The organism is Paraburkholderia sp. UCT70 (assembly GCF_050434085.1).
Classification (GTDB): domain Bacteria; phylum Pseudomonadota; class Gammaproteobacteria; order Burkholderiales; family Burkholderiaceae; genus Paraburkholderia; species Paraburkholderia tuberum.
In genome coordinates, this window is record NZ_JBNPVZ010000003.1 from 297,469 (window position 1) to 312,943 (window position 15,475).

The 15,475-nt window shown below is 62.1% G+C and carries 15 protein-coding genes and 1 pseudogene; 10 read left to right on the forward strand and 6 right to left on the reverse strand.

Annotated features, from left to right (window positions below):
• The first annotated feature begins 131 nt into the window (after positions 1-131).
• Positions 132-704: a winged helix DNA-binding protein gene (locus OKW41_RS19165; protein WP_429573615.1), complete on the forward strand. Its 573-nt coding sequence runs from the start codon at positions 132-134 to the stop codon at positions 702-704.
• Positions 705-726: 22 nt separating this feature from the next.
• Here the strand turns inward: OKW41_RS19165 and OKW41_RS19170 are convergent, their stop codons facing one another.
• From OKW41_RS19170 to OKW41_RS19185, 4 genes are read right to left on the reverse strand one after another with little or no spacing between them, the layout of a single operon-like run.
• Positions 727-2,124, reverse strand: a complete 1,398-nt coding sequence (locus tag OKW41_RS19170; protein WP_429573616.1) for an amidase — start codon at positions 2,122-2,124, stop codon at positions 727-729.
• Positions 2,125-2,143: 19 nt separating this feature from the next.
• The gene (locus tag OKW41_RS19175; protein WP_429573617.1) at positions 2,144-3,469 is read right to left on the reverse strand and encodes a M20 family metallopeptidase; all 1,326 of its coding nucleotides are present in this window, start codon (positions 3,467-3,469) and stop codon (positions 2,144-2,146) included.
• 34 nt (positions 3,470-3,503) lie between these two features.
• Positions 3,504-4,526, reverse strand: coding sequence for an FAD-binding oxidoreductase (locus tag OKW41_RS19180; protein ID WP_429573618.1), 1,023 nt, complete (start codon positions 4,524-4,526; stop codon positions 3,504-3,506).
• A 25-nt stretch (positions 4,527-4,551) separates the two neighbouring features.
• Entirely contained in the window at positions 4,552-5,901 is a 1,350-nt protein-coding gene (locus OKW41_RS19185; protein WP_429573619.1) for a Rieske 2Fe-2S domain-containing protein, read from the reverse strand.
• 475 nt (positions 5,902-6,376) lie between these two features.
• On the opposite strand from OKW41_RS19185, the gene OKW41_RS19190 reads away from it, so the two are divergent.
• The 9 genes and pseudogenes from OKW41_RS19190 to OKW41_RS19230 all read left to right on the forward strand — a co-directional run bounded on the left by OKW41_RS19190 (position 6,377) and on the right by OKW41_RS19230 (position 14,386).
• Positions 6,377-7,450, forward strand: coding sequence for a porin (locus OKW41_RS19190; RefSeq protein ID WP_429573620.1), 1,074 nt, complete (start codon positions 6,377-6,379; stop codon positions 7,448-7,450).
• A gap of 118 nt (positions 7,451-7,568) precedes the next feature.
• Entirely contained in the window at positions 7,569-8,684 is a 1,116-nt protein-coding gene (locus tag OKW41_RS19195) for an alcohol dehydrogenase catalytic domain-containing protein (RefSeq protein ID WP_429573621.1), read from the forward strand.
• A gap of 28 nt (positions 8,685-8,712) precedes the next feature.
• Positions 8,713-9,258: a cupin domain-containing protein gene (locus OKW41_RS19200; protein ID WP_429448494.1), complete on the forward strand. Its 546-nt coding sequence runs from the start codon at positions 8,713-8,715 to the stop codon at positions 9,256-9,258.
• On the forward strand, positions 9,183-9,782 hold the full coding sequence (locus OKW41_RS19205; protein WP_429573622.1) for a bacteriohemerythrin: 600 nt from the start codon (positions 9,183-9,185) through the stop codon (positions 9,780-9,782). The genes OKW41_RS19200 and OKW41_RS19205 overlap by 76 nt, the downstream gene beginning before the upstream one ends.
• Before the next feature lie 20 nt (positions 9,783-9,802).
• Positions 9,803-10,546, forward strand: coding sequence for an SDR family NAD(P)-dependent oxidoreductase (locus OKW41_RS19210; protein WP_429448490.1), 744 nt, complete (start codon positions 9,803-9,805; stop codon positions 10,544-10,546).
• A 40-nt stretch (positions 10,547-10,586) separates the two neighbouring features.
• Complete coding sequence (locus tag OKW41_RS19215) at positions 10,587-10,952, forward strand: BON domain-containing protein (RefSeq protein ID WP_429448488.1); 366 nt, start codon at positions 10,587-10,589, stop codon at positions 10,950-10,952.
• A gap of 170 nt (positions 10,953-11,122) precedes the next feature.
• Positions 11,123-11,467, forward strand: a pseudogene (locus OKW41_RS19220) (methyl-accepting chemotaxis protein); the annotation flags it as partial.
• A 130-nt stretch (positions 11,468-11,597) separates the two neighbouring features.
• Positions 11,598-12,953 (forward strand): purine-cytosine permease family protein, encoded by a 1,356-nt coding sequence (locus tag OKW41_RS19225; protein WP_429448486.1) that lies wholly within the window; start codon positions 11,598-11,600, stop codon positions 12,951-12,953.
• Between the two features lie 119 nt (positions 12,954-13,072).
• Positions 13,073-14,386, forward strand: a complete 1,314-nt coding sequence (locus OKW41_RS19230) for a Rieske 2Fe-2S domain-containing protein (protein ID WP_429573623.1) — start codon at positions 13,073-13,075, stop codon at positions 14,384-14,386.
• Positions 14,387-14,457: 71 nt separating this feature from the next.
• Here OKW41_RS19230 and OKW41_RS19235 read toward each other — a convergent pair whose 3' ends face one another.
• Together OKW41_RS19235 and OKW41_RS19240 are read right to left on the reverse strand one after the other, a co-directional pair.
• On the reverse strand, positions 14,458-15,045 hold the full coding sequence (locus tag OKW41_RS19235; RefSeq protein ID WP_184023986.1) for a winged helix DNA-binding protein: 588 nt from the start codon (positions 15,043-15,045) through the stop codon (positions 14,458-14,460).
• Positions 15,046-15,179: 134 nt separating this feature from the next.
• Positions 15,180-15,353, reverse strand: a complete 174-nt coding sequence (locus tag OKW41_RS19240; protein ID WP_429448482.1) for a hypothetical protein — start codon at positions 15,351-15,353, stop codon at positions 15,180-15,182.
• Positions 15,354-15,475 lie beyond the last annotated feature (122 nt).

Below are 15,475 nucleotides of genomic sequence, written 5' to 3' on the forward strand. Positions count from 1 at the left end.
CGCGTTTGGTGGCGGGCAGTTAGGCCGTGGCCCGCTGTCGGAGCCGCACACAGCACATTGACGCGTATTGGAGCGTTCCCAGCCTTGCCGGGCGGCACTGGCTGTTGAAACCATGGAAGGTTGAGCGAAGTATGGAACCCAAGTTTTACCGCGGCTGGCACCTGGCCAAATCGGACACGGAGTACAAGGCTACGGAGTTCGAGTGGGCGTTGATCCGCTTTTACGAGTCGTTTTCGCGTTTTGTGCTGACCACGGGCATGATCACGATCGCGGCCGACGTTGATATCAAGTATCAGGAGCATGTGATCCTGCACGTGATCCGCATGCAGGATCGTCCGAAGAACAGCGCGACCATCGCGCGGCTGATGAATCGGGATGACATCCCGAACATTCAATACAGCTTGCGCAAGCTGGAATCGGCCGGCCTGATCGAAAAGCTCAAGGACAAGAACAGCAAGACCTACTCGTATACGGCGAGCGAGCTTGGCGTCAGGCTGACCGACGAATACAACAAGGTCCGGCAGGAGATTCTGGTCAAGCGTTTCGAGGAGATCAGCGACGTCGACGAGAAGTTCGAGCGCGGCGCGCGCTTCATGTCTCTCCTGACCGGCATTTATGAGGAAGCGGCTCGCGATTCGGCGACCATCACGCCCCAAACCGACGAGCCGCCGCCGAAGCCCAAGGCTTCGCGCAAGTCCGCTTAATCGGCAACCGCAGCCGCGCGAGTCACAGCGCCGGATGCAACCTGTGCCAGTCGCTAGCCTTCTGGTACGCCATGCCGGCGCGGCACAGCAGGGCTTCGGCGCCATGCGCCGAAACGAACTGGAAGCCAATTGGCAGGCCGCCCTGCGTGAGCCCGCATGGCAGAGCGATCGCGGGATGGCCGCTGGAGTTGAACGGTGCCGTGAACTGGATCAGGCGCGCATTGAGTTCCGGGTCCTGCGCGAGCGCGCCAAGCTGTTCATGTGTGGGCGCGGCGAACGGCTGCATCGGCACGATCAGCAGATCGATCCCGCTCATGAGCCGGTTGATCTTTCCGCGTAGCGCGGCACGGTTCAACAGGACCTGCTGATACGCCATCCCACTGGTTTCGCGACCAATCTCGATCAGGCGTGTAAGCGCTGGCCCATAGTGCGCCGCGAGCCGCGGATAGGTGTCGGCATGGGCCACCGCCACTTCCACACCGCAGTTGACCTGCCACTCGTCGACTACCGTGCGCACATCGGGAACGCGCACTTCTTCCACCTGAGCGCCGAGCGACTTCACCACTTCCACGACCCGCGCGAGCGCGTGCACGATGACGTCGTCGGTGCCATTGCTGTTCCACTCGGCATCGATGCCGATTCGCAGTCCGCCCAGATCGTGCGCGTCGTCGGGCAACACGAGTCTGGCCTCGGGCAACGAGGTTGGGTCGAGTGGATCGTGCCCGGCAATCGCACCAAGCAGCAGCGAGGCATCGGCTGCACTGCGCGCCATGGGGCCCGGATGATCGAGACTGGCGCCGAGTGCGAACACACCGTGACGGCTCACGCGTCCCCACGTCGGCTTGATGCCGGTGAGACCGTTGGCTGCAGAGGGAAAACGGATCGAGCCGCCCGTATCGGTACCGAGCGACGCGTAGCATAGCCCCGCCGCCGTCGCGACGCCGGAGCCACTCGACGACGCGCCCGCCCAGTGCCCCGGATGCCACGGATTGACCGGCTCGGCGATCTCGGGGTGATGCGTTGCGAATGCGCCCTCCGTGAGCTGAAGTTTGCCGAGCACGATCGCGCCGGCATCGCGCAGCCGCTTGACGGCGGTCGCGTCTTCGGTCGGCACGAAGTTGCGATGAATGGTCGTGCCGGCGGCAGTCGGCGAACCCGCGCACCAGTACAGGTCCTTTACCGCCAGCGGTACGCCGTGCAGCGGCCCGAGCGCCTCACCATTCAGCACTTTTCGTTCGGCTTCGCGCGCGGATGCGAGCGCCTCGTCACGCATTACGAGCGCGTAGCTGTGCAGCGTGGGGTCGAGCCGCTCGATGCGTTCCAGCATCGCGGTCGTGACTTCCACGGGGGAGATCTCGCGCGTGGCGATCAGGCGCGCCAACTCGCGCACCTCCATGTAGTGCAGTCCGGAATGGGACATGGTCAATCTGCCTCCGTACTCAAAGTCCGAGCTCTGCGCGCTGCCGCGTGAGCGTATCGATCACGGCGTACATGATCTTGTGCGCGCAAGGCATCAGGTCGGGAATGTAGGTCGCGCCCATGCCGCCCAGCCCCTCGGCCACCGGCACCGGCGAGCCTTCGGCGGGCCATGGCCAGCCGATGCGCGCGGTCGGAATGCCGAAGCGGCGCAGCGCGGCACCGTCGGTCTGGCCGCCGAGCAGGTCGGGCGTCGGATGCGCACGCTGCTCGATATGCTCCCAGCCGCGCCGCGCGGACTGCACGATCCAGTTCGACGGGGACGTCGTGCCGCCGGGCACGGAGCCATACATTTCCCAGTCGAGATCGAAATCGGGATGACGCTCCCATAGTGCCGCGACGAATGCGGCGAACTGCGCCTTCACTTCGCCCGGTGAGGTACGGGGATTGATGCGCACGTCGAAGAAAATCTCGGTGACGGCCGAAGGAAACGCCGGCCGTTCAGGCCAGCCCGCCCGCACGCCCGAGATCCAGCCGTGCGGCTTGACCGCGCCGGACGTATTGCGCTCGGCGTACTCGATCAGCCATTGCTCGAGTTCGAGTATCACGTGCGCGGCCGGCACGACCGAGCTGCGAAAGCCCGGCGTGTCGCGCGGCACGCCCGCATAACCGAGTGTGCCCTTGACCTTCAGCTTGAACCAACCCATGCCGGGTTCTTCGTGATAGACCCAGTTCCAGGGCTTCATCACGATCGCGAAGTCGGGCGCTACGCCTCGGCTCAACAGGTGCGTGACGCCTGCGGACATGCCCGCGTGGTCGCGCGCGGCGAGATCGACGGGCATGCCGCCATCCGCCATCGCGACGATCAGGTCGCCGGCCAGCGGCACGTCGGCCTCGATCAGAGCGGTCGCGACTTCGGTCAGCGTGGCGATCATCCCTTTGGGGTTCGACGCGCCAAGGCCGTAGACCCAGTCACCTTCCATACGTGCGCGCGGCTTGAGGTCCGCGAAATCGGGCGGACCGATCCACGGGTCGTCGCTTTCGTCGCCCTCGAGATGGGTGTCGATGGGCGCGTAGAGCATCAGCGCGGCACCGCCGCCGCTGCCGCGTTTCTCGGCGACGACGTTGCCGGTGTGCTCGTTCATGGGCCGATAGCTTGCGCTCAGGCCGACGCTCGCCAGATGCCCGACCATGAACTGGCTCGCGTCGCGCGCGGCGCCGGTCGGGCTGTGAATGTCCGTGAGTTTGAACAGCAGCTGTTGCAGCCGCCGCGCGTCGAGCTTTGCGCAGGCCCGGTCGTACCAGGCCTGTTGCTCGGAAGAAAAGGGCAGTGGCGTGGTGCTGATCACGATGGATACCTCCAGATTGCGTTGCGATGCGTGGTCAGTTCGACGGCGCGAACTGTTCGGCGTAGATGTTTTCCGGGCGCAGGCCGAGATTGACGAGCTTTTTCGTGGCCGCCTCGATCATGCGCGGCGGACCGCACAGATAGGCGACGGCGCTTTCGTGCGTCACGTCGGCCTGGCCGATCGCATCGACGGGATTGCCGGCGAGCAGTTCGCCGCTCGCGTGGTGGTCTACCGAGATGCGCGTTTTGAGATTCGGCAGCCATTGCCGACGCAGCTCCAGATCGTCGAGGCAGAAAAGCTGCTCGGGCGTTGCACAGCCAAAGCTCAGCAGGATCGGCGGCTTGCGTCCGGGCTGGCGACGCAGGGCGTCGATCATCGACAGGATGGGTGCGAGGCCGGTCCCGCCCGCCACCATGATGTGCGGCGCAGGCACCTTCTCACGCAGGAAGAAACTGCCGAACGGACCTTCGATTTCGAGAACGTCATCGGGTTTCGCCTCCTGCTCCAGCCACTTCGACATCACGCCATCTTCAAGCACACGAATCAGTAGTTCGAGCTTCGGCAGATCGGCCGCCGTGCTGGCGGGCGAATAGCTGCGCGTGACATTCGTCCCCGGCACGCGTACCTGAATGAACTGCCCCGGCTTGAAGTCGAGCCACGCGCCTTCGGCAAGTTCGAGCCGCAGGCGCACGACGTTCGACGCCACCTTCTCGACGCTGTCGACGAATGCGTGCGCCTTGACCGCCTGCACGTCGGCCGCATCGCTCGCATAGTTCAGCGTGAACGTGCAGTTGGTTTCAGGTTCGGTCAGGCACAGCAGCCGGTCGCCGGCCTCGTATTCGCTGCGCAGAAGCGTCGAGCTGGCACCCGCGCGCATGCCCGCGCGGCCCCCGACAAGCTTCGCCATACAGCTCGAACAGGATCCCGACCGGCACTGGTGGATGACCGGGATACCTGCGGCGAGAGCAGCGTCCAGCACGCTCTCGCCCTGCTGCACGGCAACCGATGTCGCTTTCCCGTCGCGAAAGCTCAATGTGACGTTTTTAACGGAAGACATACGGATACCTTCAGTACTGCTGTGATTAATGATCCTCTTCGATCTTCTCGACGAAGTACGAAGGACGTTTGCCGTCTGCGGTTCGCTTCATGCGGATGCTCGACGCCTTGATGGTGCCGTCGATACCATTGCCTGGCTTGGCGATGCCTCGATTCCAGCGCGAAGCAATCTTGCGCCAGGTGATCGGCGATACGTCGGTTGCAACGAGTTGTTCGTTGTCCCAGCCGGTGCCATCGGCATAAAAATCCTGCATCGCTTCGCGTGCGTACAGGTCGCAGTTGTTGAAGCCATGCAGGCACAGCGGCTTGAACAGATAGTCGTAGCGATACTTGAAGTCCTTGCGCTCCTTGTCGGTCGGGCACACCCGCGCGAGGATTTCCCAGTACTCGTAGGTGTCGTCAGTGATCGGCACATACCATTCGAACTGGACGACATGCTCTTCCGGCCAGTTCTCGACCATCAGCACGCCAGGCATGAACACGGAGGTGCGGTACGGGCGGGCATTGACGTTCTCGACCTTGAGGTCGACTCTCTCGTTCTCGAGGACGGGGTTCCACTTCTCCGTGAAGAGCCATTGCACGAGGCCCTTGGGACCGTTCTCGTCTTCGACCGGCGCGATGCAGTCGTCCGCGGTCGGCACGATGCCAAGCGGCAGCACCCAGTCCTTCGCGTGAATGATCGCGTTGTCCTTGTGCACGAGGATGTGCGCGTTATCGAAGCCGTTTTCGCAGGCAATGCGCCAGTTCGCGAAACCCGTGCGGTGCATGCCGTACGCGACGACGTCCTTGTCCAGCAGGCTCGGCGCTGACGGCCACAGCGGATGCGGGAAGCGCTCGTCGTTCTCCGGGAAGCGGATGGGCAGGTCGTGCGCGAGCGGTGGCACGTCTTCATCCGGATAGTCGTCTTCGCGCACGAAGACGAAGATCATGCCCGCGACTTCCTCGACCGGATAGGTCGTGATACCTGTCGTGCCGATCAGCTTGTCATCCGGATTGCCGGCGATGGTCGCGAGCTTGCCGCTTTCCAGGTCGAACGTGAACCCGTGGTACCAGCAGCTGATCGTGTCCTCGGTAAGACACATCGGCTTGGCGGAGAGCCGCACGCCGCGGTGAATGCACTGGTCCTTCAGCGCGTAGATCTTGCCCTTCACGCGGCGCAACACGATCTGAACCCCGCAGATCTGGATGCCTTCTACGGCATCTTCCGGCAATTCATGGCTGAAGAGCGCCGGATACCAGTGGTTGATAAAGCCCCATGCCGCGTCCTTGTACGGCTGGTACTGGCTCTGGACTTTCGCGTCGTTGACGCGGGCATCGCTGATCTCGTTGAGTCGCTGACCGGTGCTGCGCCGGCGGACGATGGGCGTGTCGCTCATGGAGTGCTCCTGATGTGTGGGCTGGGGCGCGTCTCGTGACTGCTCACGAGCGCTGATTTCTGTACAGCTTGTCGCGGCTCGATGCGCTTCGCCGTGCGCGTCTCATCCGATGCTGTGAGTGAAGACTACGGAAACAGAAATTGACAGTCAATTAAATTTCAATCAATCTTCCGTCGTACGTTGATCGTAAATCGATTGAACATAACGCGATAAAAATCGGCGAACGCCCGTGGGAAGGCGCTGAGCGGGCAATGTGCTGGTTGGAGGCGGGTGCCGCTGTGGACGATCTTCCCAGGGTTGTCCCTAGCGATGCTCCCGCCCAGAATGCGTCCCGGACGAGAACCCGGTACCCGAGCAGAGCGACGCGCAGGGCAAAAGAAACAACACGAAACGTGTGCTGAAAAGCCGCCGCCTGGCAACTCGCCCGGTCAGCGGGCGCAGCAAAGGCTTTTGACGAAAGGAAGAGGAGAACGCGGTGAAAATAAAGAAGTCTGCACTACTGATCGGCCTCGCGCTGGTCGCTAACGCCCATGCGCAAAGCAGCGTCGAAATCTACGGGATCATCGATACGGGCGTGATGTATGTGTCGAACGTGGGCGGTCACAGTAACTGGCTGGCCGACCCCGACACGATGGCGCCGAATTTGTTCGGCTTTCGCGGAACCGAAGATCTCGGCAATGGCCTGAAGGCGATATTCAAGCTCGAAGGCATGTTCAGCCTGAACAACGGCGAATCCACCAACGGGCTGTTCGGGCACGAAACCTATGTGGGATTGCGTGACGACCGTTGGGGCACGCTGACCGCCGGCAATCAGATCGACTTCATGTTCTATTCGCTCGTGGTCGATCACTGGGGCCCGGCCTTCCCGTTCGTCAATTCTCTGGGGTTGCGGCAAGGCTCGTTTTCGGGCCTGAATATTCCCGGGCCACCGGGCAACGGTTCGTTCGACTTCGACCGCACGCTCGGCGCTCCGATCGCGAACTCGGTCAAGTACATGAGCCCGACAGTCGGCGGCCTCTCGATGGGCGCGCAGTACAGCTTCGGCGGACAGGCTGGTTCGTTCGGTCAGGATAGCGGGCAGAGCTTCGGCCTGAATTATCACATCGGCGCCGTCGCGCTGAATGGCGCGTACACATACATCAAGTATCCCGAGTTGAACAACGGCAATGACGGTATCCGCAACATGGGTCTGGCCGCTTCGTGGGTCGTGGGGCCGACCGAGCTCGCCGCGATGTACACGAGCACGCAGAACACGCAGAACGGCGCGCGTGTCGGTGTCTACGAAGCCGACGTGACGTGGACGGTCTCCCCGTTCCTGCACGCGAATCTCGCTTACCAGTACATGAAAGGCAACGACGTCTTGAAAGGCCAGAAGGCCAGTCAGGAGACGTTGTCGGTCCTGTATTCGCTCTCCAAACGCACGAGCATCTACTCAACGCTGGCGCTGCAGCAGGCCTCGGGCGGTCCCGCCTGGATTTCGCTTGTGCCGGGACCCTCGTCGGGCGGCCGGCAGACGGCGGTCGACATCGGTCTGCAGCACGTGTTCTGACGATATGACCTGACCACGCGGAACCCGTCGCTCAACACACCGAGGCTGTGGCACCGCGCTTCTCGACTGGCGCAAGCCAGTCACGACCCACCACCAAATACATACAGGAGATACCACCATGAGCAACCACTCCACCATGCGCGCGATGCGTGTACACGAACCCGGCGGGCGCTTCGTGCTCGACACGATCCCGCGCCCTGAACTGCTGCGGCCGACCGACGTCCTCGTCGACGTGAAGGCGTCCGGCGTCGTGCCGAATCTGCGCAACGTAATGAGCAATTACGGCGAGCGTGCTTACCTCACCGTGCCGGATCTGCCCGCTATCTACGGGCTGGATGCGGCCGGCGTGGTTGCCGAGGTGGGCAGCGCCGTGACCGGCCTCGTGCCGGGCGATCGTGTCTATATCAATCCGGGCCGCTCGTGCGGATCGTGCGACGCGTGCCGGACAGGTCAGTCGATCAACTGCGTGGCCTTCACGTTTCAGGGCTACTTCGGCTTTGGCCCGCAATCGAAGGCGATGTACCGGCAATACCCATACGGCGGCTTCAGCGAGTTCGCAACGGCGCCCGCCGACGGCCTCGTCAAGCTGCCTGAAGCAGTGAGCTTCGAGCAGGCCGCGCGTTTCGGCTACCTCGGCACCGCGTATTCTGGTCTGCGCAAGGCAGGCGTCGGCGCGGGCCGGACCGTGCTGATCGTGGGCGCAAGCGGCACGCTGGGTCTGGGCGCCGTGCAGATCGCACGCGCGATGGGCGCGACTCGCATCCTGTGCGTCGCGCGCAACGAAGCGCTGCTCGCCCGTGTGCGTGCACTCGATCCGCAGCGTATCCGCACGTTTTCGTACGGCACCGGCTCGCTGGCCGACTGGGCCCGCGAGCAGACGGACGGTGTGGGCGTCGACGCGGTCATCGACGCGATCGCGCCGGGCGCCTCGCATCAGGTCACGCTCGACAGCATGGCGGCACTGAGGCGTGGTGGCCGGCTCGTCGAAATTGGCGCGATGACCGACCCGCTGCCGCTGAACCTGCACGAGATGATGTGCGCGCAGATCAGCGTGATCGGCTCGCTCTGGTTCTCGGTTGCCGAAGGCCAGGACCTGGCGAAGATGGCTGCGGCCGGCACGCTCGATCTCGGTGTGTTCGAACACCACCGCTACACGCTCGATCAGGCCGACGAAGCACTCTCGGAAGCAGAAAAGCGCGCTGGCGGCTTCGTCAACGTCGTCATCGTTCAATGAAACAGCCCGAATCGAACAGGAGAACATCATGGTAAGACGCGTCGTGACAGGCGAGAAAGACGGCAAGTCGGTCATCGTCTCCGATGGCCCCGTCGCCAATACACACGACTACGCAGCCGTGCCCGGCTTCCAGACCACGCTCGCATGGGCGACGCTGCAGGGCATGGCGCCCCTGCCGCATGACGGCAAGGACCCGGTGGTCGGCATCCAGTCGGTGGTGCCCGATCCGCATGGCACACGCCTGCTCGTCGTGCAGTTCCCGCCGGACAGCTCGCTCGATTCCGCGGACTTCGACCCGGTTGCGGCTGGCGCGGAATACGAAGCGCATCTGCCTGGCCTCGCCCAGGCGTTCGAACCCGATGGTTCAGGCATGCACCGTACCGCGTCGGTCGACTACGACATCATCGTTTCCGGCGAACTGTGGCTCGAACTCGACGACGGTGAGATTCGCCATCTGAAGGCAGGCGACATCGTGATCCAGAATGGCACGCGTCACGCATGGCGCAATCGCAGCACGATGCCGGCGGTGATGGTGGCGGTATTGATCGGCGCCGAGACGCAGGCGGCGCGGTAACGGCAAACGAAGTGAGAGAGCAAACGATGAGTCAGCAAGCAGAACATCCCCACGACGGGCCGCCCAGGGCACCACGCGCCGAAACGCTGGAATGGAGCGACGCGATGTTGCTCGGTCACGCGCCGATCGACGCCGCGCATGAAGAGTTTGTCGAAGTGGTGACGGCGCTCGCCGGTTGTACGCAGCATACGGCGCTGACCTGCTTGCAGGCGGTGGAGGCGCATCTGCTGTCCCACTTCGCAGTCGAGCAGGAATGGATGGAAAAGACCGATTTTCCCGCCGCCGAATGCCATCTCGACGAGCACCAACGGGTGATGGAGGCCGTGCAAAAGGTGAACGCACTCGCAGCCATTGGCCAGGTCGGCCTGCAGGACGTCAAGCATCTCGCACAGGCATTGGCCGACTGGTTTCCAGGTCACGCCGACTATATGGATTCGGCATTGTCGGCGTGGATCAACAAGAAGATGTATGGCGGCGCACCCGTCGTGTTGCGACGCGATCTGCAAGTGGCTGAGGCGGCCTGAACGAAGTGACGGAGCTAAACATGATCATGAAGGACAAGGTGGGACTCGTAACGGGCGGCGGCTCGGGCATGGGGCGCGCGGCGGCGCTTGCGCTGGCGCGCGAGGGCGCGATCGTCGTGCTCGCTGGACGCGGTGAAGAAAAGCTTGCGACCGTGCGCGACGAAATCCAGCGAGCCGGAGGACGGGCGGAAATCCGCTCGGCCGACGTATCGCGTCGCGAGGATAACGAGGCGCTCGTCGCGTTCGTCGAGTCGCGCTTCGGCAGGCTCGATTTCGCATTCAATAACGCGGGCGGCCACGCGGACTTTAAGCCCATTGATCAGACACCGGTCGAAGAGTCGGAATGGGTGATCGATCTGAACTTCAAGGGCGTCTATTACGGCGTCAAGTATCAGGTTGAAGCGATGCTGCGCGCGGGCGGCGGCGCGATCGTCAACAACGCGTCCATCTTCGGCTTACGCGGCATGAACGGCATCGCTCACTACGTTGCAAGCAAGCACGCGGTAGTCGGCCTCACGCGTGCGGTCGCGAAGGAATATGCCGGTAGCGGTATCCGCATTAACGCCGTGTGTCCGGGCGCAACCGAGACGCCGAACTACATGCGCTCGACCGACGGCGACGTGCACCTGCTCGATGACATGATTCCGATGCGCCGCATCGGCCAGCCTCATGAAGTCGCCGACGCGGTGCTCTGGCTGCTGTCCGACAAGGCGGCCTATGTGACTGGCACCACCCTTTCCGTCGACGGCGGCATGACAACCTGAACGACCATTTCAGGCTCACGGGACACAAGGAGAAGGAACGATGAGATCGAATCGTGCAGCACGGTATATCGGCGGCGCGCTTATCGCGCTGATTGCCTTCGGTGCGAATGCTCAGGGCGGCGGTGCAACGGCTTCGACGCCGGCTGCGAGCGCGGCTTCGGACCAGAGCAAAAGCGCGACGCGCGCGGCGAACCGGCAACTGCAGAAGAAAGTGCGCCGCGCGCTGGCTCACACCAAGGGCCTCAACGCGTCGGGCATTGCAGTACGCGCGAATGACGGCGCGCTCACTTTGCAGGGGTGGGTGCCGGAGCAGTCCCAACTCCAGCTTGCGTTGCGCACGGCCCAAGGTGTGCCCGGTGTCGTGTCGGTGAACAACCAGTTGACCATACGACCGGTGGGGCAATGAGACGTCGTCCCGGCGCGAGCAATTGGACGTTGAACGATCACGCCCGGGACGACGAATCAATACGGAATCAGCAAAAAGAACTGACGCAGACGATCGACGTGAAATTGCGCGATGAAACGGGGCGTTTGCAGGCGGCGCTGCAGGAGATGAACCAGGGCCCGATCCGAATTGCCGCGAAGGAAATCAAGCTCTTGATCGACGACTCAGTGTCGAAGGTCGCCGCGGGCAGCAGGCTCGTCGACGAAGCGGGCGCGACGATGACCGATGTGGTCGCGAGCGTCCACCGGGTCGCGTCCATCGTGCGCGAGATTTCGGCGGCGAGCCAGGAGCAGTCGGCGGGCATCGACCAGATCAATCGCGCGGTCATGCAGATGGACGAAGCGGTGCAGCAGAACTCCGCGATGGTGGAAGAGGCCGCGGCCGCCGCGAACGCCGCGAACGCGCTACGCGACGAGGCCGGCCATCTGGCCCGGGTTGTGTCTGCATTCAGCGTGGAAGCGCCGGCGGCGGTTTGAGTTGACGCTTGACGGCGTCGGAGAAAGCCCTTCGGCGGAGGGGCCAAAGCGAAGTTGAATCAGCCTCATGTACTTCAGTTGGCTTTGCTAACTAATTGTCCGCCGAATGGCGAAACGTTTGGAGAGAGTCATGCCTAGCACGATTGAATTGACGCAGGAAGATGAAGTCGATGTCTCGACCATCAGGGTGCCGGAGAGTTCGCGCATGCCTAAGTTCGCGCTCACCATGGCCTGGTGGGGGCTCTGCAGCGCGATGGTGTATCTGATCATCGGCGCGACGCTGGCGCTTTATTACGGCACGACCAATGCGCTGATCGGGATGGTGATGTCCGTGGTCGTTTATTCGGCCGTGAACTACGTGCTGACGAACTATGCGATCCGCACGGGTCTTTCCGTGTCGCTTTTCTCCCGCGTGCTGTTCGGCAGTGCGGGCGCCGCATTGGCAACGCTGATATTCGCGGCAACCGTCATCTACTATGCCGTCTTCGAGAGTTCCGTTATCGCGGTCGCGCTGAACAGTCTTTTTCCATCTGTTTCCTATCCACTGGCTTGCCTGATCGTGGTCGCCTATAGCGTGCCGCTCGTTTTCGGCAGCGTGCAGAACTGGCTCGACAAGCTCAACGGCGTGCTTCTGCCGTTCTACGCGGCCGGCCTGATCGCGGCTGTGGTAGTGGCGACGTCCACGCACGGCTATAGCCCGGCCTGGATGCATTTCGGCGAGACTAAGGGGGCAGTCGTGTCGAACGGCTGGTGGGACTGCTTCGTCTACTACATGGGCGTGTGGCTGTTCATGCTCGCCGCTTTCGACTTCGCGCGCTTCGGCAAGAAGCAGGACGTCCGCTATCACAGCGTGATCAACTTCGGCATGCCGTTCTGGTTTGTTACGTTTATCGTCAACGGCGTGATCGGGATTTATCTCGTCAGCACGATCCCCGGACAAGGCGCGCTGTCCGAGGTATCGGTCGTGCTCGCGCTGCTCAAGTTGATGGGACTCTGGGGACTCGGCTTCCTCGTCGTCACGCAGACTCGCATCAACACCGCCAACTACTATCTCGCGACCATCAATACGCAGGCACTGTTCGAAGCAGGCCTCGGTCTGAAGCTGCCGAAATTTGTCTGGACGATCGTCGTCGGCGTGATCGTGTACGCGCTGATGCTGTCCGGCATCTTCTCGAAGCTGCTCCTCGCACTCGCCTATCAAGGAGTGTTCGTCGTCGCGTGGGTGGCGGTGGCGCTCGCCCATATCCTGTCGCACAAGTCGGAGCGGACTTCCGACGACGCTCTTGAATCGACGTTGCGCAACGTGCCGACCTTCAACGCCGGCGGACTGATTTCGTGGTTTGTCGGCGTCGCGGCGGGCATTGGCGTGATGAGCGGACCGGAATCGGTCCACACGTTTTCCGCGCCGGCAACGTTTGTGGTTTCGGTCGCCGCGTACCTGATGGTGTCGATGCATGGCAAGCGCTCCATCTCCGTCACGACGTAATTCACCTATTTGGCTTCGATAACGGCCAGGCATTGCAGGCTGGCCCACGCACTGATTTGGTCAACGGGGCCGTGCGAACGGCAAGTCCGCGGCGCCCGATTTCATCATGGAGCGAAGTAATGTCAGACCCGACGATCGTCCGCCGCCGCACGGTGAGTGGCGGCAATAGTGGTACATCGAGTCAATACCAGCCCTATAAGGACGCTGCGTGGGGCTTCGTCAATCACTGGTATCCGGCGCTTTTCAGCCACGAACTGACGGAGGACCAAGTGGAAGGCGTGCAGATATGCGGGATTCCGATTGTATTGAGGCGCGCGAACGGCAAGGTTCATGCACTCAAGGATCAATGTCTGCACCGTGGCGTTCGCCTTTCGGAAAAGCCGATGTGCTTCAACAAGAAGACGATATCGTGCTGGTATCACGGCTTCACGTTCGACCTTGAAACGGGCAAGCTTGCGACCATCATCGCGAACCCCGAGGACAAGCTGATCGGCACGGTCGGCATTACGAGCTATCCGGTGCACGAAGTCGCGGGCATGATCTTCGTCTTCGTGCGCGACGACGATTTCCCGCTTGAGGACGTTCCGTCGCTCGAACAGGATCTGCCGGTGCGCTTTCCGAAGCAAAGCGACCGCTACCCGCACCCGCTGTGGCCGGCCGTGCCCAGTCTGCTCGACGAGAACGCGGTGGCGATGGGCATTCATCGCATCGGCTTCACGAACTGGCGCATCGCGTGCGAGAACGGCATCGACAACGCTCATCTGCTGCTGCACAAGGACAACAGCATCATTCACGCGATGGAATGGGTCCTTCCGCTTGGCCTGCTGCCGAGCGGCGAAGACTGCGTCGAGACCCTCGAAGACTCTGACGGTCCCAAGGGCATGCTGCAGTGGCTCGGCACTGACAAGTGGCAACCGGTGCTGGAAAACAAGGAACTGGGACTGAAAGTGCCTGGACTCGTAGGCCGCCCCTATCGGACTTCGATCGTGTTGCCCGGACTCGTGGCGGTCGAGAACTGGCCGGGCGAACATATGACCCAGTTGGAGTGGTTCGTGCCGATTACCGACGACACGCATGAGTATTGGGAGGTGATCGTGCGCATCTGCAACACGCCGGAGGAACTGGAGGCGCACAAATATCGCTACGAGCGTGTCTATGAGCCGCTGGCACTGCATGGCTTCAACGACTGCGATATCTATGCACGCGAGTCGATGGAAGACTTCTACGGTGACGGCACCGGATGGGAGAGCGAGCAGATGGTCGCAACGGACATCTCGGCCATCACCTGGCGCAAGGTTGCTTCGCGCTGGAATCGCGGCATCGCGAAACCGGGGCGCGGCGTGCCGGGCGCGCGAAAGGACAGCAGCCTGCGCTTCAAGCGCGCTGCGGACGGCAAGCGGATGACCTACAAGACCGAGCAGATCGAAGACTGATCCGCCCCTGCTACCTCTCTCCTCGGACTTTGCGCCGGGGGAGGGGTTGTTTTCGCCGCATCAGACCCGATTCAGGGTTCCTTTTGCTGTGTCACGCTTTGCGCCGATCCGGTGGCTGTCGCACTTTTTTCAGTCTGCGGTGTGATGGTGGCGGCGTCGCGAGCAGCCTCATCGTAAATCCCAGTAAGCAGAGACATGAAGCGCGCGTAGCGCTCGAACTTCTCCTCTGTGTCGCTGATTTCCCCGAGGCGCTGAACCAGTATCTCTTTTCGGACCTTGTAGTACTCGTCCGTCAATCGGATCCCCAGATCGCTCGCGCAATACAGGTAGGTCTTGCTGCTCGTGTCCTGTAGCTTTTCGATCAACCCGGCGGCTTCCAGCTTTCTCAGGCTGTACTGGATGTTGGGAATATCGTCGCGGTTCATCAATCGTCCGATCATTGCGCTGGTCTTGGGACGGTCCTGCATACGAATGACGTGAAGGATCACGTGCTCCTGATGTTTGAGTTCGACGTTCGCTGTGATCGTAACGACGCCTGTTGCCAGAACGAAGCGGGTGAAGGACTCGTAAAAACGAATCAGTGACCACTCGAACTCCGCGATCTTGAACTCGGCGTCAGATTTTGCGAGATGCCACGATCGGTAAAACCTCGGTTCCATTGCTTGACTCGCTTATCAAAGATTGTCGACAGGGGCGTGCGGCCCCGGCTGGTCCGGCTGCCGTCCAGCACCGGCATCGCGAGACAATTTCAAGTCGGTGTGTACTTGCCGCGGCGGGTGCGTGAAATCAATTATCAATCGACAATATGTTGAATGACACTGGATAATCTACCAATTTTTGGAAAATTTTCCGCCGAAGTCCGGGGGCTTGGCGTTGGTTGCGTAACCTGAATGTCAGGTTGGGTCTGGATCGGGCGAATTTCGTTCTCTTGCTCGGCGGTCGCATCACCGCACAGCTGAAAGTCCATGCAAAGTTCCGGACACAGGTCAGGCGCAGGCGAACGCTTTGCGTAGTCCAACTCCACGGTATTGCGTATCACTCAGGTACGCTCGCGCCGCGCAACGTCTCGCGAGAAAGGATTTCTCCCGG